Genomic DNA, 18403 nt, shown 5'->3' on the forward strand with positions numbered 1-18403 from the left:
CGATGTGGTGGGCTTGGGGTGTTCCGGCCGGGTGGTCGCATTCCGGGAACGCGCACACCCCATCCCGGACCAGCAGTGCGGCGCGGATGTGGGTCGGCGCGGTGCGCTGCGAGGCACCCACATCCAGAGGGAGGCTGTCCCCGCCCATAACCATCGGGAGAACCTCGCAGTCGCAAGCGATCCTGCGGATGGTCTGGGGGCTCAGGTACTGGCCGGTGCCTTCCAGCATCCCCGCACCACCAACGGCGATCTCGCCGCCGTTGCTGGTGGGGAGCTGGTTCTTCAGGTCGGTGTAGTCGATGGTGACCGTCAGGTGCGGCTTCTGACCACCGGTGCGCGGCATCCCGTCGGTGTCCAGCACCAAGTCGAGCAGGGTCGACAGGCCGTCGGCGTTGCGCTGCCCGACCGTGCGCGGGTCCTTGACCCCGTCAGACTCCGGGCGCGGCGCCGCCAACGGCCGCAAAGCCGTGACGAACTTCGCTCCGGTCTCCCGGTCCAGACGGGCCTTGATGACAAGCATTCCGTCGCGGGCGGTGGCGTAGTGCAGCTCCCGTGATTCGAACTGCGCTTGCTCGTCCTGAATGGCTCCGTCGGCGTCGATTATGTAGCGCACGCGGTCGGCGAGTTTCGCCAGGTCGCGGGGGCATTGGCGGCAGGCGTTCTCGACCAGCAGTCGCTCGATTTCGGCCGCGCGGTGCTGGGTGTGTTCGGGCAGCCTGGTCAGGCAGCGGGAGATTACCCGTGCGTGTTCCAGGCTGATCACGCCCTCTGCTAGGGCTTCTCCGGTTGCCGGAAGGTCGACGGTGGCGGGCTCTGCGGTGGTGTCCGTGCCAGCGTCCTCGCCCAGAGCCGGGACGGTGGTGGCGTTGGTGGCGGTGGCGATACGGACCCGGGTGGTGGCGTCCTGGCCGTCGATGTTGAGCAGCGTCTTCAGCCACACCTGGGTCGACCGCGCGCCCTGCACTGCGTGCAGGCGTCGGCGGTCGGCTTCGGCGATCAGTCGCAGCTGTTCCATCCGGGCTTGGCGGATCTGCTGCTCCACCTCGCTGATCCGGGCCGTGAGCTCTTCATCGGTCAGGGAGTCAACCGCAGGCGCCCACGACCCGCCCGGCGTGGGGGTGTCCCACGCGGGCAGGGCGGACACGCCCGCGCCCGCGCCAGCGGCGGGGGTCGTGTCCTGGGTGGTCATCAGCGGTGTCATGCATCAATTCTCTCAACAATCGAACGAGAATTCGAGCACATAACCGTCCCACAAACGGGTGATCACAACACTCGTTAAACACGAAAACCCTTGCAGTGAAAGAAGAGTCGCTAAAATTCGACGGGTATTCGTCGGCGTGTCGTTGGCATGCGGCCAAATATGAACATGAATCCACGATTGTCCTATGCGGACTAAATGGAGTATCTCGGTGACGGCTGGCTCGGTCGGTCGGCGGTCAGGCCTCAGAAGCCAAACCTCCACCCCGACCAACCGCCAGCCCGCACAACACACCAACCACGCACACCACCTGCCGGTAACGGAGCACCCCACCACCCAACGCTGCAAGGCCCCGACCACCCGCCTCCCGCACCCCGCCAGCACGGCCCGGGGTCCGTTCCATACCGGGTCATCCCCGTGACATAGAGCCAAAACGGGGCTGTGGGCCGGATGTCAAGCCTGAAACCCCGAAGGGGCGGCCGCCAGGCCGGGCTTGACATCCGGCCCACAGCCCCCACAATCCCCCAAACCACGGGGATGACCCCCACCACAACACAACCGACAAAAGCCCCAACCACCTCGACAACCCAAGACCGAACGACGACGAACCAACGTCCCCCGAACAACGACCAACTCGAACGAGAAGCGAAGGACACCCTCCGCCGACCAACTCGACGAAAGGTGCCCGTCACCCCGGAGAAACCGGACGATCAAACGACCGACCGGTTGTCCTTCTTCGCCTGCCGATGGTCCCTGGCCACCGCCACGCACAGCACGATCAGCACGATCGCGGTCAACGCCGGCCAAACCAGGATGTAGGCGGCGAGAAGTAGGTCGTTCATGACATGCTCCGTTCGTCGGGTCGGCGGGCTTCCTGCTCGTCCTTCAGCTGGAACTCGGTGACCCGCTCGTTGATGAGCGCGAAGTCGAAGCGCTCCTTGCTGGTCAGGCTGATCGCCACGCACACGACGGTGCTGACTCCGTAGGAGACCAGCGAGCCGAGCAGCGTCGGGTAGTCCCGGAGGAAGCCCATGATCAGCGGGAACAGCACCACGCCCGCGATCGCGCCGATGGTGAAGCCGACCTGCTTGCCGAACAGGCCGAAGGCCATGAAGCCGAACACCACCGCACCGCCGATCACCGCGGCGAACTCCATCACGATGGCGACGACGCCGGTCAGCGGGAGCAGTTCGAAGCGGGCCACCAGGAAGAACGCCAGCGCGGTGACCACCGAGACGGTGAACGCCAGGTTGGTGATCCGGTCCCAGTAGAAGCTGGCGATCACCGGGAACACCAGTGCGCCCCACAGGGCTCCGACGAACACGAGCAGGTCGAGGATGTTGAAGTTCGACACCGCGAACATGACGCCGAGCGCGGCCGCCGCGATCATCGTGATGCGCCCGATGTAGAGCATCGTCTGCGGGTTGGCCTTGCCGCGCGCCAGGTTCTTGCCGTAGATGTCGGTCATGACCAGCGAGGACAGCGCCGCCAGGTCGGAGTCCGCCGTGGACGACAGCGAGCCGATCACCATGATGAACAGCAGGCCGATCATCACCGGCGACAGGTACTCGGAGGCCATCTGCGGGATGATGTTGTTCATGTCGCCGTTGAGCGGTTGCAGGCCGACCATCACCGCCAGCAGGCCGAGCATGCCCAGCCCGATCACCGTTCCGGCGTAGCCGAGGGTCGCGGTGATGAAGGTGCTCTTGATCCGGTCCTGGCGCACCGCGAACAGCCGTTGCGCGATGGTCTGGTTGCCGATCGCGTAGGCGAGCACGGCGGCGAGGTACGGGCCGCCCTGTTCCAGGAACGCCTCGCCGGAGAGGAAGTTCGCCTGTTCGTCGGTCAGCCGGGCCAGGCCCTGGTCGAACAGGTCGGTGCCGCCGGTGGCGAAGTACACCATCGGCACGATGAGCGCTGCGGCCAGCATCATCGCGACGAGCTGGGCGAAGTCGGTCATCACCGAGGCCCGGAATCCGGACCACAGCGTGTAGGCGAGCACGCCCACCGCCGCGATCAGCACGCCGTGCAGGAAGCTGAACGGGGTCAGGATCTCCATCAGCGCGCCGGCCGCGGTGAAGTTCGCCGTCAGGCTGATGATGCTGCCGACGATGTTGGAGACGGCCAGGATCAGCTGGCTGGAGCGGCCGTGGCGCGCGTGCATCACCTCGGCCAGGGTGTGGGCTTTGGGCGCCACCCGGCGGAAGTGCCGACCGAACGGGTAGATGCACAGGATCATCAGCGCACCCCAGAGCCCGTAGTGGATCGGTCCCGACAAGCCGTAGGTGTAGCCCGAGCTGGCCGACGCGTAGAGCGAGGCGGCCCACACCCAGGTCGCGGTCATGCTCGCGGCGGAGATGCCGAAGCCCACCGCGCCGTTGGAGACCATGAACCCGTCCACGTTCTCCTTCTTCTCCCGGATCGAGAGCGTCATCAGGAACGTGAGTCCGTAAAATGCGATCAATAACAGAGCGGTCGCCACCGCACTGAGCTGAAACACTACTCCTCCGAATTCGTTTTGCGATCGCGCGAAATCCCGGCCGGAAAGGTGCGCGGGAAATTCGCGACGCCCAACAGGCCTATATGAAATTTCGGGCGATATGAACCTGAAAGTATCATTTGTCACAACCTGTGCGCTGGGTTTTTCCGCATCGCGAAAAAAGTTGTAACGTTTAAATTGCTTTTCCGCGCAGCTCTCGACAGGAGGGAAGTCCGCAAGGTTCGGTGTCGATCACCCTGGGTGACGGGGAGGTCGGTCTCCGCGTTCGCCCGCCCGCGGTCCTCCCGGGGTGCGCGTGCGCCGGAGTGGTCGGCGCCGCAGTGCGGGCTCGGCGCGGCGGCCTGTTGGTTCTGGGAACGAATGCACCCGGTTGGCGGCTGTTGCCCGGCGGGTTTTCATGCCGTTCGCGCCGTTACTGGCGGGTATTCGCCAATTCTTCCGAATTCCGGTCGTTTTCTCCTTGAATGGTGACGTTTTTCGGTCTCCGATCGGAGGAAGAATGCGTCACTTACGGCACGTCGTCGGTGCCGCGGCGGTGGTGGCGACGGCGAGCACCATGCTGGCCGCACCGGCGTTCGCGGCATCCGCCGCCGAGAACTACGCAGCACTGGGCGACTCCTACGCTTCCGGAGTCGGCTCCCGGGAATACTTCGATGACAGCGGGGACTGCCTGCGCAGCCCCAAGGCGTACGCCCAGCTCTGGGCCGATGCGAACGGCGTCACCGACTTCAACTTCGCCGCCTGCTCGGGTGCGGTGACCGATGACGTCAACGCCAACCAGCTCGACGGTCTCAGCGCGGACACCACGCTGGTCACCATCTCGATCGGTGGCAACGACGTGGGTTTCGCCAGCGTCATCCAGGACTGCCTGCTCGGCACGGACGACAAGTGCGACTCCGCGGTCGGCGCAGGTGAGGAGAAGGCGCGCAACGAGCTGCCCGCCAAGCTCGACACCACCTACGCCAACATCCGCGAGGCCGCGCCCAACGCCAAGGTCGTGGTGCTCGGCTACCCGCGCCTCACCTCGCTCGGCGACTGCGGAATCCCGTTCTTCTCCGACGCCAAGCGGCAGCGGATCAACGACGGCTCCGACGTGCTGGCCGGGGTGATCTCCGAGCGCGCCGAGGCCGCCGGGTTCACCTACGCCGACACCCGCGACGCGTTCGACGGTCACGGCGTCTGCGCGGGCGAGGAGTGGATCAACGGCCCGAGCAACCCGCTGGTGGAGTCCTTCCACCCGAACGTCGACGGCTACGCCAAGGGCTACCTCCCGGTGCTGGAGTCCATCACCGGCTGACCGAACCCTGGACGAGGGGTGGCGATTTCACGCGAAATCGCCACCCCTCGTGCGTGCGGGCCGGTGTCACCGGGGTTGCGGCATTCCGGGCCCGTGCACGACGTGGACCTGCGCGAGGTCGGTGATCTCCCCGCAGTTCGAGCAGGTGGTCCGCTCGACGATCGGCCCGCCGCAGCCGGTGTGCCGGTACAGGATGGGCGGACCGTCCGGTGCCGCCCACCGGTCTCCCCACTGCGTCAGCGCGATGATCACGGGCGCCAGGTCCAGGCCCTTCCGGGTTGCCGCGTAGCCGCCCCGATCGGAATGATCCGCGCCGGGCCGCCGCTCGAGGATGCCCGAATCGACAAGGGCGTCAAGGCGTTTCGCCAGGACGTTGGTCGCGATTCCCAGGCGCTGGAAGTCGGCGAACCGGGTCGCGCCGGCGAACAGCACGTCGCGCACGATCAGCAGGCTCCACCGCTCGCCGACCGCTTCGAGCGCTCTGGCGGCCGAACACACCTGCGTGTCGTAGGTCCTGCCCAGCACGAGATCCACCTCCGAGAGAACGCTTGCATCACGCAAGCATACGCTCTACCTTCACTTGCATCACGCAAGCTAACCCGAAGGTCCCGGAGGAAAAGATCATGGACACCACCGCGCTTCGCGACGCCTACCGCGCACTGCTGGACGCTGCCGCCACCGTTGCCGACGCCAGCCCCACCGCTGCGGCGGACGAGTGGAACGCCGATCAGGTCCTGGCCCACGTCAGCATCGTCAACGCGGTCACCATCGCCGCCGTCGGCACCATTTCGGCCGGGGCCAACACGAACTACGACAACCGGATCGCGCTCGACACCTGGACCATCGAACGCGTTCTCGCGCGCGCTGGCGGCAACGCCGGGCTCCGCGACCGCATCCGCGTCCAAGGCGAGGTCCTCTGCGCGCTCGCCGAGAACGCGTTGAGCGAGACCGAGCTCGACACGCCGGTGCCCACGCTGCTCCTGTCCGCCGGAGCGCTCCTGGTCGATCAGCTGGTACCGCTGCGGGACCTCATCTCGGGTCTCGCGGACGTCGAGCTGCCCGGCCACACCGAACAGCTCCTCGCCCTCCTGCCGGACACCGCCATGGCCGCAGCCACAGCGTGACCGCGACCGACCGCACCCGCTCCGCCCGCCGCGAAACCAGGAAGCGACGATGACGATCGAGATGAACACCGATGCAGCGCCCGCAGTGGTCGACCGGGCCACCTGGCAGGCCCAGATCGACCAGCTGCGCATCCGGGAGAAGGCGCACACCCGGGAAGGCGATGCGATCGCTGCGGCCCGCCGCCGGCTGCCGATGGTCGAGGTCGACCCCGCGATCACGCTGACCGGACCACAAGGCCCGGTGACGCTGCTCGAGACCTTCGAAGGACGCCGGCAGCTGACCGCCTACTTCCACATGTGGCACGACGACCAGCCCGCCGCCGGGCAGTGCGAGGGCTGCACCTTCTTCAACAGCCAGGTCCGCGAACTGTCCTACCTGCACTCCCGCGACATCACCTACGCCACCTTCTGCCAGGGCCCCTACGAGGAAAGCGTCCGCTACCGCGACTTCATGGGCTGGGACGTGCCCTGGTACTCGGTGCGCGACTGCGCCGACGAACTGCTGGCCGGTCGCCCGTTCTTCCTGCTCGCCTGCTACCTGCGCGACGGCGACCGGGTATTCGAGACCTACTGGACCACCATCCGCGGTTTCGAGGCCTTCTCGCCCAGCCACGGGCTGATGGACATGACCGTCTACGGGCGGCAGGAGTCCTGGGAGGACTCGCCCGCCGGCTGGCCCCAGCGCTGGGCGGCCAAGGACCCCGGCGTCTGGCGCACCGACGGCCGTCCCACCGCCCAGTGGTCCCGACTGGCCGGTGACCAGGGGAGTTCTGGTTCCGGGTGCGAAGAAGAGCAACGATCACCGTTGAACGCGTGCTGCCACCCACCCCGGTGAGACGGGACGCGCTGTGATCAGAGCATGTCGCGCAGGACTGCGTAGCCGTGTTCGGCGAGTCGTTGGCCGGATCGTGCCGAGTTATCGTCCGTCGCGCGGATTCCCAGTCCCTCGACGAGCCGGTTCATGAAGTTGAACAGCGCGCAGACGGACACCGCGTCGTGCAGCGCCTTTTCGTCCCACCCCGCCTCGAACACGGCCGCGGCCTTCTGGGCGGCTCGGTTGGGCGTGAGCGTGAGCGTGCGCGCGTAGTGCAGCAGCGGCTTCATCGGTTCGTCGACCGGTGCTGTGTCGATGTCCTCGAGCAGGGCGGTCAACGTGGATTCGGGGACGCCGAACCTGGCTGCGGTGGCCCGGTGCACGCCGTGGCAGTACGCGCACCCGTTGAGCCCGGACACGTACGTGGCGATCAGCTCGCGCTGGGCGACGCTCAGCGGCGAATCGCCGCGCATCAGCACTTCGTGGTAGTCGATCAGCGGACGCGCGGTGTCCGGATGTGCGCGGAAGACGTCGAGCAGGGCCGCGTCGTCGGGCAGGGAGGGGAGGAGTGACACGCTGCATCTCCTTGTCGGCGGGTTGCTCCCACCAAGATGACCGGAACCTGGCCCCAGGGCTTCTCGGCACGTGCTCAGCTGCTGGTCCTGCCTGCCAGCAGCGCCTCTCGGCGACCCATGGATTGTCGATCAGTCAATAAACGGAGTTCCTGCTTTCTCCAAATGCGTGAATAGTCCTCCCGGCACGCCAGCAAGTTATTGACGAATGGCCAACAAGGTGTGCACACTCGCTCTGGCGCCGGATACCTGGAGGGACTCACGTCATGCCACGAATCCTGACCGATGAGCGACGCGACCTCGTCAACGCGATCGGCGAGTTCTGCCGCCGCGAGTGCGGCACGAAGGAGCGGCGGGACGAGCTGACCGCGCACGGGCAGGAGCCCCACAACCAGGAGATCTACGCCAAGATGGCGGAGCTGGGCTGGCTGGGGATCGCCGTCGCCGAGGAGTACGGCGGCGCCGGGCTGGGCATGGCGGACCTGTGCCTGTTCCTGGAGGAGACCGCCTACGGCCGGGTTCCGATCAGCGGCTTCGCCACCACGATCATCTCCGCCGCGGCGTACGAGAAGTTCGGCACCGAGGAGCAGAAGCGCACCGTGCTCGGAGGCGTGGTCAACGGCCGCGTCGAGGCCATCTCGATGTCCGAGCCCGGTGCCGGGTCGGACGTGGCAGCGCTGACCTGCCGCGCGGAACGGGTACCCGGCGGCTACCTGGTCAACGGGCAGAAGACCTGGTGCTCCAACGCGCACATCGCCGATCACGTGCTGCTCATCGCCCGCACTTCGCGGGAGGACTCGAAGCACGAGGGGCTCACGCAGTTCATGGTGCCCACCGGCGTCGAGGGGCTGCGGATCAGCGGTATCGACACGATGGGTGGCCGGGAGGTCAACGACCTGTACTTCACCGACTGCTTCCTGCCGGACGACGCGGTGGTGGGTGTGCCGGGTCAGGCGTGGAAGCAGCTCATGACCGGGCTGAACCTGGAGCGGATGATCCTCGCCGCCATGATGCTGGGCACCGCGCGGCGGGCGTTCGACGACACCCTCGAGTACGTGCGGCAGCGCGAGCAGTTCGGCCGGCCGATCGGTTCGTTCCAGGCGCTCAAGCACCGCATCGCCGACATGGCCACCGAACTCGAGTGCGCGCGGCTGCTGCTGGACGACGTCGCGGCCGCCATCGACGCCGAACCCGGGCGGGTGTTCGCCCGCGAGGCGTCCATGGCCAAGCTCAAGTGCACCGAGCTGGCCAAGCACGTGGCGCTGGAAGGCATGCAGATGATGGGCGGCTACGGCTACGCCACCGAGTACGGGATGGAGTCGCTGCTGCGCTCGACGGTGGTGTCCACTGTGTACGGCGGGACGAGCGAGATCCAGCGCGACATCATCGGCAAGACCTACGGGTTGTGACCCGCGGCGGGCCGACCGGGTCTTCGCGGTCGGCCTCAGTCGCCGCGCACGGCGGGGAAGACCGCGTTGATGAGGTGCACGACGGTGCGCGTGAGCATCAGGTGCAGGTCGGCGCGGGTGAGCGTGCCGCGCACCAGCCACTCCCGGGAAGCCGCTTTGAGCAGGCTGCTGTGCGCGCGGATCATCGCCCGGAGCTTCTCGCGCCCTTCGGTCACGTCGGTCATCATCGCGGCTTCCAGCACGCGGTCGGTGGCGATCTCGTCGGCTTCGAGCATGATCCGGTCGATGTCCGGGTCGTGCCCGATGGCTTCCGAGCTGATCGCCGACAGCCACATCTCGCGGTTGCGCTCCACCACGTCGAGCCAGCGGTCCACGCAGATCGACAACCGCTCTTCGGCGGTCGTCCGGGGCAGGCTCGCGGAGACCGATTCCGGCACGACCAGCATCTGCCGCACCACTTCGAGGTAGAGGCCGCGCTTGCTGCCGAAGTAGTGGTTGATCAGGGCCCGGGCCACGCCCGCCTCGTTCGCGATGTCCGCCGTGGACACCGTGGTGTAGCTGCCCGCGCCGAAGAGCTTTCGCGCGACGCTGAGGATCTCGGCACGCCTGGCGTCCGGTTCCATCCTGCGCCGGCGGGTCTCGCGCTGAGCGCTCATGCCGTCGTCTCCCCGGGGTCTTGCTGTCGTTGCGTCAACAGCGGATTCTAGCCGGGTCCTATTCGTACATCGACTCGATGACGTGCGCGTACCGCTGCTCTATCACCTTCCGCCGCAGGCTCAGCTTCGGTGTCAGCTCGCCGGAGCTCGCGGTCCACGGCCCGGCGAGCACGCGGAACTTCTTGACCTGCTCCACGCGGGAGAGCGCCGAGTTCGCGCGCGCGACCGAGATGTCGAGCGCGGCGAGGACGTCGGCGTGGCGCGACAGCTCGTCCAGGTCGGTCGTGCCGATGCCGTTCGCCCGAGCCCACGCCGGTGCCGATTCCTCGTCGAGCACCAGCAGCGCCGTGACGTAGCGGCGCTCGTCGCCGATCGCGACGGCCTGGGCGACCAGGGGATGCGCTCGCAGCAGGGACTCCAGCCTGGTCGGCGCGATGTTCTTGCCGCCCGCGGTGATGATGATCTCCTTCTTGCGGTCGGTGATGGTCACGATGCCCCGGTCGTCGACGGTTCCGACGTCACCGGTGGGCAGCCAGCCGTCCGCGTCGGTGGCGCCCGCGATCCGGCCGTCGGCCTGCAGGTAGCCCGGGAAGACCACGGCACCGCGCACGAACAGCTCCCCGTCCGGCGCGGTGGCGACCTCGACACCCGGTCCCGGCCGCCCCACGGCGCCCAGGGCGAACACCTCGGGCGTGCTCACCGTCGCCGCGCCGGTGGTCTCGCTCAGCCCCCACACCTCGTAGACCGGCAGCCCCGCGCTCGCGAGGAATTCGAGGACCTCGACGGGGATCGGAGCCGCGCCGCTGAACGCCCGGTGGCAGTCGTCGAAACCGATGTCGGCCCGGACGGGGCGCAGGACCTGATCGTCGAGCCGGGCGTGCTGCGCCGCGAGCTCGGCGGGCACTTCCTCGCCCGCGGATCGCAGGCGGAACACCTGCAGCGCGATCTCGCGTGCGTGCGCCAGCACCGCGGCCCGCTCTTCCGGCAGCGCTTCGAGCTTCGCGCGCAGGCCGTCGGCGAGCTTCTCCCAGATGCGGGGAACGCCGAAAAACCCGTTCGGGCGCACCGCGGTCAGCGTCGGCAGGAGTTGAGCCGGGTCCGGGCAGATCGTGACGTGCCCGGCGTTGCAGATCGGCATGTAGATCCCGAGCACCCGTTCGGCGATGTGCGCCAGCGGCAGGTAGGCCACCGACCGCGGGTGCGCGGGAACGGCCACGAGGTGGTCCTGCATCAGGGATTCGTGGATCGCGTTGCGGTGCGACAGCACCACGCCCTTGGGGTCCCCGGTGGTTCCCGAGGTGTAGACGACGGTCAAGGGCTGGTCCGGCGTCGTCGCGTCGGTCAGCTCCTCGAACCGGGCGCCGGTGTCGTGCGGCGGAGCCTCCCCGCGGAGGTCTGCGTAGCTGACGAAGCGCGGGTCTGCGGGCGGGATGGCCGCGGCGTCGACGACCACGACGGCGCGCAGGTGCGGCAGCTCGTCGAGCACCGCCGACCAGTGCTCCACCTGCTCCTGGCCTTCCAGCACGAGGACCGTCGCCGCGCTGTGCCGGGCGACGAAGCCGATCTGCTCCGGGCTCAGCGTGTCGTAGGTGGTGCACGGGAGAGCGCCGATGTGGGTGGCGGCCAGGTCCACGATCCAGTGCTCCGGCCGCTTGGCCATCGCGATCAGCATCCGGTCTCCCCGGCGAAGTCCGAGCGCGGCCAGTGCGCCGGTGAGGACGGCGACCTCGGCGCGCAGCTCCGCCCAGGTCAACGTCCGCGCATCCGGCCCGATGCCGCTGGTGAGCGCCGGGTGGTCGGGGAACTGCCGGGCATTGCGGCGCAACAGCCCGGGAATCGTCTTTCCCGTGGTGGCCTGGAGTGCTCGCTGTGCTGCGGTCACGGCCAGTTCCCTTCGTCGCGAACTGCGGGTACGCCCCCAAGCAGAACAACCTGCACTCTTGTTGGCTGACTGTCAATACGGTGGGGCGATCAGGTGCGCCGTTTGAGTGGAGGAAGGTCGTTGTCCTGCTCGTGAATAACGAGTTTCACCGGCAGGAGGTTGCGCTGCGCGCTGTTGTCCAGCGGGCAACAGCGGTCAGCTCGACGGAGTCAGCATCGGCACCAGGAACTGCCTGGCCAGCGCGCGCAGCTGCGCGTCGTCGTCGAGATCGGTGGTGTGGCTGGGGATGACCAGGAAGGACGCGGACAGGCGCACCATCACCTCGGCCACCCGTTCCACGTCGACGTCGTGGGAGACGTTGCCCGCGTGCTGCTCGCGGCGCAGCTGTCCGGCGACGAACTGCTGCACCGTGGCCAGGGTCCGCCCGCCGTCGTTGATCATGGACGGCACCAGCAGGTCGGGTTCGGTCGCCATCAGGCCGCCGATCAGGGGGTTGCGGCGGATCGCCCGCAGCGAGCTGACGAAGCCCAGCACGACGCGATCGGCCACCGTCCTGGCCTGCTCGATGTCGACGAGGAACTGGTCGAAGTAGCGGCGGAACTCGCGGCGCACCACCTGTTCGACCAGCGCGTCCTTGGTGGCGAATCGCCGGTAGGCGGTGATCCGGGAGACCCCGGCGCGCTTGGCCACGTCCTCCATCGTGGACCGCCGGATGCCGGTGCGGCAGAACTGGTCGTAGGCGGCGTCGAGCACGCGCTTGCTGATCTCGTCGCTGTCGTCGGTGTGCTCGAGCGCCTCGGTGAACGCGCGCTCCAGCAGCGATCCGGAGTCCGGTGGCGTCATGAGTTCGGACAGTACAGGTTTCACGGCGGGTCACCTCTCTCGCCAGGCGCTCGCGGCGCCGCTGCGGGTCTCCGGCGGCAGGTGGTCCGGACGGCGATCGGATCTGGTGCGACGGCCGAGTTTGTGCTCTCCTGAGATACAAAGATACGTGTTCTGTATCAGAGTATCAATTGTCCGGGACTCGAGGAGGAGTTCAGAGGATGGATGAGCTCAGCAGGCGGAAGATGTTGATTTCGGGCGGGGTCCTGGGCGCACTGGGTGCGCTCGGCATGTCCTCGCCCGCCCAGGCGCAGCCCTGGACCTGGTCGCCCCGCGGTTCGGTGGCGGGCACCGGCGCCGGTGTCGACCCGAGGTGGGTGTGGGACGAGGAGGCCGATCCGCTGCTGGCGTCGCTGCTGGACCGCGGCGCGGTGCCCGAGGTGAACCGGCTGCTGTGGGACTGGACCCGCAACGATCAGGAGCTGCCTGCCGGGCTGCCCGGCGATCTGCGGGCGTTCATGGACGAGGCGCGTCAGCTGCCGCCCTGGGCCGACCGGACGAAGCTGGAGATCGCAGCCGAGTTCAACAAGGGCCGGGGCCTCTACCTCAACCTGCTCAACGGGGTGGGCGGCGGCATGCTCAGCACGGCCATCCCCGAGGAAGCGCGCTCGGTCTACTACTCGCAGGGCGGCGCCGACATGGAAGATCGCGTGGCCAAGACCAGCATGCTGGGCTTCGCCGTCGGAGCCCTCAACGCACTGCGGCCCGACGGGTCCCTCGTAGTGGAATCGGTGAAGACCCGGCTGGTGCACGCCGCCGTGCGGCACCTGCTGCCGAAGTCCCCGGGCTGGTCGCACACCAGCGGCGACGAGAAGATCCCGATCAGCCAGGAGGACATGCTCGTCACCTGGCACACGCTGCCCACCTTCGCCATGCGCCGGATGCTCGACTGGGAAGTCCCGATCACCCCCGTCGAGGCCGAGGCCTACCTGCACGTGTGGCAGGTGACCGCCCACCTGCTCGGCATCCGCGAGGAGTACGTCCCGGCGACCTGGAAGGCGGCCTGCGCCCAGTCCGACCAGATCCTGGGGCGGGCGATGGGCCCGACGCCCGAAGGCGTCGAGCTGACCGACATCCTGCTGAACCAGCTCGCCGAGCAGACCAGCCCGCCGGTGGGCCTCACCAGACCGCTGTGCAACGCGCTGGCCCGGTACCTGGTCGGCGACCAGGTCGCCGACTGGGACGCGATCCCGCGGGAGCCGATCTGGGATCCGCTGGTCGCCGAGGCGTGGCCGCTGCTGGTGAAGTTCCGGGAGGGCCTGATCCCGCTGCCCGCGGTGCCGGAAGCCGCCTGGACCCTCGACGAGGCTGCGCGCCAGTACATCCTCTTCTACCTCACCAAGGGCAAGGAGACCAAGATTGAGATCCCGGTGCTCAACCGGCCCGGCTGAGCCCGCACCGGCAACGTGCGGCGAACCGAATCGTCTTCTGCTGGACGGTGAATTCCCGATGGAGGTCGCCGACCGCCATCGATCCGCGGAACTCAAGGAGGAGTTCAGGACATGGGAGAGATCGACAGACGAAAGATGTTGGCATCAGGAGGAGCGCTGGCGGTGCTCGGCGCGCTGGGCGGTGCGTCCTCGGCGCACGCGCGGCCCGCCTGGACCTGGTCGGCCAGCGGCTCGGTCGCGGGTGCCGGTGCAGGCGTCGACCCGCAGCTGGTGTGGGACGAGGAGGCCGACTCGCTGGTCGCCTCGCTGCTCGACCGCGGTGCCGTTCCGCAGGTCAACGAGCAGCTGCGAACCTGGACCAAGAACGACCAGCCGCTGCCGGAGGGACTGCCCGCCGACCTGCGGGACTTCATGGAACGGGCCCGGCGGCTGCCCGCGTGGACCGACCGGGGCAAGCTCGCCACCGCGGTGGAGTTCAACGACAAGCGAGGGCTCTACCTCGGCGTCCTTTACGGCCTGGCCAGCGGCATGATGAGCACGGTCATCCCCAAGGAAGCACGCGCGGTCTACTACTCCTACGGCGGCGCCGACATGAAGGACCGCATCTCCAAGACCGCCAAGCTCGGCTACGACATCGGGTCCCGCAACGCCTACCAGCCCGACGGCGAGATGATCGTGACCTGCGTCAAGACCCGGCTGGTGCACGCCGCCGTGCGCCACCTGCTGCCGCAGTCCCCGCACTGGGCGGGCGTCGCCCCGGAGGACGTCCCGATCAGCCAGGCGGACATGATGGTCACCTGGCACAGCCTGCCCACCACCGTCTGGCAGAAGCTGGTCGCGTGGCAGGTGCCGATCCCGGCAGCGGAATCCGAGGCCTTCCTGCACTCCTGGCAGGTGGGCGCGCACCTGCTCGGGATCGAGGACGAGTACATCCCGGCCACCTGGGAGCAGGCCAACGCCCAGGCCGAGCAGGTCCTCGACCCGGTGCTGGCCCCGACGCCGGAAGGCATCGACCTGGCCGACGTCCTCCTGGGTCTCGGGGAGGAGATCGACGGCGGCATCCTCACCCGGCCCGTTCTCGGCTCCTTCACCCGGTTCATGCTCGGCGATCAGATCTCCGAGTGGCTGAAGATCCCCCGGGAGCCGTTCTGGGACTGGGGGCTCAACACCTTCTGGGGCCCGTTCGTCGCCGTCCGCGAAGGCGTGCTCGACGTGTTCCCGGGAACCGGGAAGCTCTACTGGACGTTCGACGAGTTCCTCCGCCAGGCGGCCTTGCTGTTCCTGTCCGAAGCAGGACCGATCAGCATCGAGATCCCCACCGGAAACCGACCGTCCTGAGCACCGGCTGCAACGCTCCCCGCGGAGGGAACTCTCGATGACCAGCACTGATCGTTCCGCCCAGCGGGGGCGCGCCGTGGGTCGGCGGCGACCGAATTCGGTTGTGCGGTCGGCGATCTGGAGCTCACCGCGGGCGTCATCGCGCACCGCTCGGGACGGAAGACCGGAATCGGGGCCCTCGCGGAGAAGGCCGCGGCCGCCCGCACCGAGCGGGTGCAGGTGGAGCTCAAGCCGCGCGAGCGGTTCACCGCCATCGGCGAGCCGGTCAAGCTGATGTGGCACCGCGCCGACGACTCCCGCCAGGGCCGCACCCACCCGATGGCCACCTCGCGGGTGTGCGTCGGGCTCGCGGTGAACGCGGGGTCTCGAAGCGCAGGTGCAGGGCGGGATCATGGACGGCATCGCGCTGGCGCTGACCTCCAGCCTGCACCAGCCACCTCAACGGCAGGCGTCAACCCCTGCGCGATCCCGGTCGGCGCCCTCCGGCCCACCGACGAGGGCGGGACGACGCCCTGCCGCCTGCGCCATCACCCGCCGGGCTTTCTGACCCCGGCCGCCGGACGTGCCCCGGTCCTGATCAGCGGCACTGCCTATTTAACGAGCGGCGCTCGCCGCGCAGAATCGGCGCTCCCGCACCCGGCGACGGCCGAGGACGAGGAGGCTGCGGTGCCCGACGTATCGACGGACGAGCAGTTGCGGATGTCCGGGCTCGCTTCCGATGCGCTGTCGATGTTCCGGGTGATCGCCTACTTCGACGGCCTCGGCGAATCGGCCGCCAACGCCGATGCCCTCGTGCGCTCCGCCGCGCTGCTCGCGGAGTGCCCGGTCGGCGCTCGGTGGGCCTCGGGCACGGTGATCAGGTACGGGGCGCTGGGCGACCTGCTCGACGAGAACTTCCCCTCGACGCCGACGTCCGCGGAACCGGCCGTCTGGCTCGAACGCGCCGCCGCCGAGCACCCGCTCGATTCGCTTCTCCTCGACCGGCTCCAGCACGCCTTGCGCGTCGCGGCGCCGCGGTCGGCGGGTGGTCCGCGGTTGGGGCACCCGGCGCTGCTGGAAGTGGTGCTCTCCGACAAGGAACGACGGGAGGACCGGGTTCGGGCCGTTGGCCTGCTCGGCCTGGACACGAACCGCGAGGTGCGCGCGCTGGCGCTGTCCACCACGTCGAGCAAGGCCGCTCTGGACCTGGTCGCGCGCAGCTGCCCGGGTCGCCTCGTGCACTCGGTCGCGGTCGGGAACGTGACCGCGGTGCTCCTGCAGGACGACTCCGACGACAGCGAGCTGGCCGAGGACCTGCACGCCGCGATCGCCGCCGAGCATCCGGTGGCGCTCAGCGGTACCGGTGGTCTCCGCGGCCCGTGGGTGGGGATCGGCGGCCGGATGAGCGTGTACGCGGCGCCGGCGTCGTGGAAGCAGGCGCGTCGAGCGCTGCGCTTCGCATCGTCCACCCGGTACGGGCGGCGGGCGGTGTCCTACGGCGGACTCGGTTCCCTGGAGCTGCTGGCAGAGCTCCCGCTGAAACGCCTGCTCAACGACCCCGATGCGGCGCGGATCAACGCGATCGCGACGTCTCCGGGCGGTGCGCAGGAGGTGGCCACCCTGGAGGCCTACTGCGTGTTCGGATCGCTCCGGCGCACCGCCGAGGAGATGCACGTGCACCACAGCACCGTCGCGGCCAGGCTCGCCCACTTGGAGGCGGTGATGGGGTGGGACCTGGCGGATCCGATGGACCGCTTCAAGGCGACGCTGGTGCTCATGGTCCGCCGGGTGACGCTGTCGTCGACGGAGCTGGCCTCCTCGGCCGTGTTCGGCGAGACCTTCTGAGCTCGCCCGACGCGCGTCGGGCGCAGCGGGCGAACCTGCCGACGCGCGTCGGGTGATCCGGCGGCGGGTCCCGGGCCACGATCTGGCGTGACATCCGCTCCCGCAGGAGGGAACTCACCGTGGCCGTCATCGACCCCAGCCGCACCTGGGAACTGCTGGAGAAGCGCCTCGCCGTCACGACCGACGAGCGGCACCGAATCGTCCTCGGCATCGTGCTCGAACACATGAAGGCGGAAGCCGAACCGGACCTCGACCGCTTGATGGCGACGTTGAGCCCGACGCCGAACTACCACTTCTGGCACGGCGGCCATGACGTCGGACCGGAAGGTTTCGAAGGCGTCCGGACGTACTACGCGGAATTCCTCGAGACCCGGACCAACATCCTCGAGTTCACCTTGGACCGGCTGGTCGTCGACGACCACTGCGTGGTCACCGAAGGGTTCCTGAAGATGCTCTACCCGGGCCCTTACGCCGCCCGGAGCGGGATCCCGGTGGACGACGAGTCGGCCGACTACCTGGTCGTCCACCGGCAGGTGATCCTGTGGCCGGTCGACGAGAACGGCTTGGTGCAAGGGGAGGACTCGTACAGCTCCGGGCCGGCCAGCGTCACCGCGGTGCCGTTCGACGAGCTGCCGCAGGCCTACATCGATCTCGTGCACCCCTCCAGCGACCGGGCAACGCCGACCGGCGCGGGCTAGCAGCCGAGCCGGGTGGCGAGGTCGGAGGCGGACGTGGCGGGGATGTCGCAGGTGGTGCCGGCCGCGCGGTCCGCTTCGCGGTAGGGGCCCTTCTCCGCGGGACGTTCCAGGAACGCGGTGCGCAACCCGGCAGCGCGGGCGCCGTCGATGTCCCAGCCGTGCGCAGCGACCATCAGCACTTCGCCGGGGTCGACGTCCAGCAGCTGCGCCGCGATCAAGTACGGGGCAGGGGCCGGTTTGTAGGTGCGCGCGAGTTCCGCGGAGAGGATCGCGTCGAAGGGGAGGCCAGCGGCCTTGACGAGGTCGACCAGCAGACCGAAACCGCCGTTGGACAGCGCCACCACGGTGTAGCGACGGCGCAGCCGGGTCAGCAGCTCCGCGCTGTCCGGCCAGGCGGGCAGGCGGTGCCAGGCCCGGACCAGCCGCATGCGGTCGGACTCGCTCACCGCGTTGCCCACGCCGTGCTCGGCGAGCAATGCGTCCAGCGATTCCCGGTGCAGCGCGTCCAGGTAGGCCCACTCCCGTTCGGCGTTGTTGACGCGTGCCATCGCGGGCAGGTAGCGGTCGCGCCACGAATCCGCGAACGCCGCCGGATCGAGACCGATCCGGCGGCGTTCGAACACCTCGCCGACCTGCTCGGCAATCCCGGTGTGCCAATCGACGGTGGTGCCGAAGATGTCGAACGCCACCACCCGCACGTCATCGAGCATGATCTCGCCTCCTCCACCCGGGTTCGCGGTCCGTTGCGGCAGAACCCGCTTTCAGCAGCAACTCGCCGGGACCCTACCGAGCTGTCGGTGCCGAGCCGAGGCCGTGCG

At 68.6% G+C, this 18403-nt stretch carries 17 protein-coding genes; 8 read left to right on the top strand and 9 right to left on the bottom strand.

The window, feature by feature from the left end; translation table 11 throughout:
• From OU416_RS39010 to OU416_RS39020, 3 genes are all read right to left on the bottom strand, one after another.
• Window positions 1-1201 (bottom strand): DUF222 domain-containing protein (locus tag OU416_RS39010; RefSeq protein WP_270932131.1); only part of this gene is annotated, 1201 nt, incomplete at its 3' end.
• 707 nt (window positions 1202-1908) lie between these two features.
• Window positions 1909-2040 carry a putative transporter small subunit gene (locus OU416_RS39015; RefSeq protein ID WP_270932132.1) on the bottom strand — a complete coding sequence of 44 codons (132 nt, stop codon included), beginning with the start codon at window positions 2038-2040 and terminating at the stop codon, window positions 1909-1911.
• Window positions 2037-3632 carry a sodium:solute symporter family transporter gene (locus OU416_RS39020; RefSeq protein WP_270932133.1) on the bottom strand — a complete coding sequence of 532 codons (1596 nt, stop codon included), beginning with the start codon at window positions 3630-3632 and terminating at the stop codon, window positions 2037-2039. Before OU416_RS39020 ends, OU416_RS39015 begins: the two co-directional genes overlap by 4 nt.
• 565 nt (window positions 3633-4197) lie before the next feature.
• Between OU416_RS39020 and OU416_RS39025 the strand changes: the two genes are divergently transcribed.
• Window positions 4198-4995 (top strand): SGNH/GDSL hydrolase family protein, encoded by a 798-nt coding sequence (locus tag OU416_RS39025; RefSeq protein WP_270932134.1) that lies wholly within the window; start codon window positions 4198-4200, stop codon window positions 4993-4995.
• 66 nt (window positions 4996-5061) lie between these two features.
• On the opposite strand, the gene OU416_RS39030 is transcribed toward OU416_RS39025, so the two are convergent.
• Window positions 5062-5520 (bottom strand): winged helix-turn-helix transcriptional regulator, encoded by a 459-nt coding sequence (locus tag OU416_RS39030; RefSeq protein WP_270932135.1) that lies wholly within the window; start codon window positions 5518-5520, stop codon window positions 5062-5064.
• Window positions 5521-5618: 98 nt separating this feature from the next.
• Here OU416_RS39030 and OU416_RS39035 point away from each other — a divergent pair, with 98 nt between their 5' ends.
• The gene (locus OU416_RS39035) at window positions 5619-6119 is read left to right on the top strand and encodes a hypothetical protein (protein WP_270932136.1); all 501 of its coding nucleotides are present in this window, start codon (window positions 5619-5621) and stop codon (window positions 6117-6119) included.
• A gap of 49 nt (window positions 6120-6168) precedes the next feature.
• A complete protein-coding gene (locus OU416_RS39040) occupies window positions 6169-6954 on the top strand; it encodes a DUF899 family protein (protein ID WP_270932137.1) in 786 nt (261 codons plus the stop codon).
• A 17-nt stretch (window positions 6955-6971) separates the two neighbouring features.
• Here the strand turns inward: OU416_RS39040 and OU416_RS39045 are convergent, their stop codons facing one another.
• The gene (locus OU416_RS39045) at window positions 6972-7508 is read right to left on the bottom strand and encodes a carboxymuconolactone decarboxylase family protein (RefSeq protein ID WP_270932138.1); all 537 of its coding nucleotides are present in this window, start codon (window positions 7506-7508) and stop codon (window positions 6972-6974) included.
• 263 nt (window positions 7509-7771) lie between these two features.
• Here OU416_RS39045 and OU416_RS39050 point away from each other — a divergent pair, with 263 nt between their 5' ends.
• Window positions 7772-8914: an acyl-CoA dehydrogenase family protein gene (locus tag OU416_RS39050; RefSeq protein WP_270932139.1), complete on the top strand. Its 1143-nt coding sequence runs from the start codon at window positions 7772-7774 to the stop codon at window positions 8912-8914.
• A gap of 35 nt (window positions 8915-8949) precedes the next feature.
• Here the strand turns inward: OU416_RS39050 and OU416_RS39055 are convergent, their stop codons facing one another.
• The 3 genes from OU416_RS39055 to OU416_RS39065 all read right to left on the bottom strand — a co-directional run bounded on the left by OU416_RS39055 (window position 8950) and on the right by OU416_RS39065 (window position 12295).
• Window positions 8950-9570: a TetR/AcrR family transcriptional regulator gene (locus OU416_RS39055; protein WP_270932140.1), complete on the bottom strand. Its 621-nt coding sequence runs from the start codon at window positions 9568-9570 to the stop codon at window positions 8950-8952.
• A gap of 58 nt (window positions 9571-9628) precedes the next feature.
• Window positions 9629-11452 carry an AMP-dependent synthetase/ligase gene (locus OU416_RS39060; protein ID WP_270932141.1) on the bottom strand — a complete coding sequence of 608 codons (1824 nt, stop codon included), beginning with the start codon at window positions 11450-11452 and terminating at the stop codon, window positions 9629-9631.
• Between the two features lie 195 nt (window positions 11453-11647).
• Window positions 11648-12295, bottom strand: a complete 648-nt coding sequence (locus OU416_RS39065; protein ID WP_270932142.1) for a TetR/AcrR family transcriptional regulator — start codon at window positions 12293-12295, stop codon at window positions 11648-11650.
• Window positions 12296-12495: 200 nt separating this feature from the next.
• Here OU416_RS39065 and OU416_RS39070 point away from each other — a divergent pair, with 200 nt between their 5' ends.
• The 4 genes from OU416_RS39070 to OU416_RS39085 all read left to right on the top strand — a co-directional run bounded on the left by OU416_RS39070 (window position 12496) and on the right by OU416_RS39085 (window position 17585).
• On the top strand, window positions 12496-13725 hold the full coding sequence (locus OU416_RS39070; RefSeq protein ID WP_270932143.1) for an oxygenase MpaB family protein: 1230 nt from the start codon (window positions 12496-12498) through the stop codon (window positions 13723-13725).
• A 111-nt stretch (window positions 13726-13836) separates the two neighbouring features.
• On the top strand, window positions 13837-15063 hold the full coding sequence (locus OU416_RS39075) for an oxygenase MpaB family protein (RefSeq protein WP_270932144.1): 1227 nt from the start codon (window positions 13837-13839) through the stop codon (window positions 15061-15063).
• 1380 nt (window positions 15064-16443) lie between these two features.
• A complete protein-coding gene (locus tag OU416_RS40385) occupies window positions 16444-16887 on the top strand; it encodes a PucR family transcriptional regulator (RefSeq protein WP_456300285.1) in 444 nt (147 codons plus the stop codon).
• Window positions 16888-17006: 119 nt separating this feature from the next.
• Window positions 17007-17585: a nuclear transport factor 2 family protein gene (locus OU416_RS39085; protein WP_270932146.1), complete on the top strand. Its 579-nt coding sequence runs from the start codon at window positions 17007-17009 to the stop codon at window positions 17583-17585.
• On the opposite strand, the gene OU416_RS39090 is transcribed toward OU416_RS39085, so the two are convergent.
• The gene (locus OU416_RS39090; RefSeq protein ID WP_270932147.1) at window positions 17582-18295 is read right to left on the bottom strand and encodes a haloacid dehalogenase type II; all 714 of its coding nucleotides are present in this window, start codon (window positions 18293-18295) and stop codon (window positions 17582-17584) included. The two genes, OU416_RS39085 and OU416_RS39090, sit on opposite strands and share 4 nt — an antisense overlap.
• Between the last annotated feature and the right edge of the window lie 108 nt (window positions 18296-18403).

The sequence above is a fragment of the Saccharopolyspora indica genome (assembly GCF_027853965.1).
Classification (GTDB): Bacteria; Actinomycetota; Actinomycetes; order Mycobacteriales; family Pseudonocardiaceae; genus Saccharopolyspora; species Saccharopolyspora indica.

Coding starts and splice junctions, on each gene's coding strand:
- OU416_RS39015 (WP_270932132.1), bottom strand. CDS start 2,040: ATGAACGACCTACTTCTCGCCGCCTACATCCTGGTTTGGCCGGCGTTG.
- OU416_RS39020 (WP_270932133.1), bottom strand. CDS start 3,632: ATGACGCTCTCGATCCGGGAGAAGAAGGAGAACGTGGACGGGTTCATG.
- OU416_RS39025 (WP_270932134.1), top strand. CDS start 4,198: ATGCGTCACTTACGGCACGTCGTCGGTGCCGCGGCGGTGGTGGCGACG.
- OU416_RS39035 (WP_270932136.1), top strand. CDS start 5,619: ATGGACACCACCGCGCTTCGCGACGCCTACCGCGCACTGCTGGACGCT.
- OU416_RS39040 (WP_270932137.1), top strand. CDS start 6,169: ATGACGATCGAGATGAACACCGATGCAGCGCCCGCAGTGGTCGACCGG.
- OU416_RS39050 (WP_270932139.1), top strand. CDS start 7,772: ATGCCACGAATCCTGACCGATGAGCGACGCGACCTCGTCAACGCGATC.
- OU416_RS39055 (WP_270932140.1), bottom strand. CDS start 9,570: ATGAGCGCTCAGCGCGAGACCCGCCGGCGCAGGATGGAACCGGACGCC.
- OU416_RS39065 (WP_270932142.1), bottom strand. CDS start 12,295: ATGACGCCACCGGACTCCGGATCGCTGCTGGAGCGCGCGTTCACCGAG.
- OU416_RS39070 (WP_270932143.1), top strand. CDS start 12,496: ATGGATGAGCTCAGCAGGCGGAAGATGTTGATTTCGGGCGGGGTCCTG.
- OU416_RS39075 (WP_270932144.1), top strand. CDS start 13,837: ATGGGAGAGATCGACAGACGAAAGATGTTGGCATCAGGAGGAGCGCTG.
- OU416_RS40385 (WP_456300285.1), top strand. CDS start 16,444: ATGAGCGTGTACGCGGCGCCGGCGTCGTGGAAGCAGGCGCGTCGAGCG.
- OU416_RS39090 (WP_270932147.1), bottom strand. CDS start 18,295: ATGCTCGATGACGTGCGGGTGGTGGCGTTCGACATCTTCGGCACCACC.